This is a genomic window from Variovorax glucosi, from assembly GCF_051216695.1.
Classification (GTDB): domain Bacteria; phylum Pseudomonadota; class Gammaproteobacteria; order Burkholderiales; family Burkholderiaceae_C; genus Variovorax.
This window is the reverse complement of sequence record NZ_JBPJZE010000107.1, coordinates 1-1,408: the sequence shown is the minus strand read 5'-3', so window position 1 is coordinate 1,408 and position 1,408 is coordinate 1. Positions and strand designations below refer to the sequence as shown.

At 55.8% G+C, this 1,408-nt stretch carries 2 protein-coding genes; both read right to left on the bottom strand.

Translation table 11 applies throughout. The features are described 5' to 3' along the window. On the bottom strand, positions 1 to 286 hold a 286-nt coding region (locus ACSFA3_RS23305), incomplete at its 3' end, for a hypothetical protein (protein WP_435507809.1). 590 nt (positions 287 to 876) lie between these two features. Next, the coding region (locus tag ACSFA3_RS23300; RefSeq protein WP_435507808.1) for a tetratricopeptide repeat protein at positions 877 to 1,408 on the bottom strand (532 nt) is incomplete at its 5' end.

Sequence of the window (1,408 nt, the reverse complement as noted above, 5' to 3'; positions counted from 1 at the left end):
CGATCGGAACCGCAATGGAGGCGAAGCGAAGGATGAAATCTCGTCCACTTGAGCCACCATTGGCCAGAAATGCCTCGTGCGTGCCAAAGGCGCTGATTGCGAGGACGATGGCTGCCTCGAAGGGCAGTGTCCAGTCTCGGTAGCCGCCAAACCATAGAGCAGAGTAGAGCGCAAACGCATACAGGAACGCGGACCCCATCATGTATTTCAGGGAGTCCAGCTGAGTGACCTCGCCTCGAGCCAAATCGTCTCGAAGCCGATGAGTCCGCCATATGTGAAATGCCATGAGATTCTGTGTTGGGCTGTGTGGAGTGGCAGAGACTTCATTCAGCCTCTGGACTTCATCAAGATACCAATTTGCAAACCATCGGAATAGCCGAATAGGGCCTTGATCTGTACGGGCTCTTCGAAACGGGCGTTGATCTTCCAAGTACGCAGACATTTCGGTTTCAGCTCAACGAATCGCTTCGGCAAGCTGCGCCGCGAGAGAGTTCCCAGCATAGGCGAACAGGCGCGGAGCTATTCAGGGCAGGCTATGGAGCAAACCCACCGACGCGAAAAAATAGACCCAGGATCAGCATTTGCACCAGCCACCACTGACCAAACAGCAGGCCAATGGTCACTCCCACTATTGACCAGCACCTCAAGCCGACTTGCCGAAGAACTACGGCAGCCAGCCCACAGTTCAGGATTCCGAGCAGGGACAGGAAAACCCAGTACCACTGGTTGGCCCAAAGAGTCTTGTAGGCCGCGAACGTGAGCAGAGATGCGCAGGCAAAGGGCGCCCACAGCATGACCACAGATCTGGAATTTTTCACATGAAGCTTCCGACGCAAATCACGGCCATGTGAGCATTGTTGTGCGGCAGCGCAAGATCTAGGAGATCAAGAGATCCGAATCGTCATTGACCACGGCGACCATGAAGCCCCAACAGACCGCGGCAAGAATCTCCACGAGCCCGATAGGTTGCCAAACAATCCCTCGTCTGCCGCGCAGGTCTTGAAGACCCAGTTCACGCAGCGCGAAGGCATGACCATGCATCGCAGCGTCTTTCAATACTTCGTAGGAGCGACGAAGGTCGAGCGAGACACCTTTGCCATGAGCCAACGAATAGCCAACACGAAACATCGAGGGCAGATGCCGCCGCTCCGCACCCCTCGCATAGAAGCGATAGGCCTTCGCGTGCTCGCCGGCTCTCGTCAACCAACGACCGTAGTAAAAGCAGCCCAGAGGGTGTCTATGAGCTGCTGCTCGCTCGTAATAAACCGCAGCTTGGCTCTCGTCTTTCTCGCAGCCGATCCCCTGAGACAGCATCCAGGCGACAAACACCTGACTTTCGACGTGCCCTTCATCTGCCTGCACTTGATACAGATCAAAGGCCAGATAGATCAGCCCGTCTTTGTAGGCC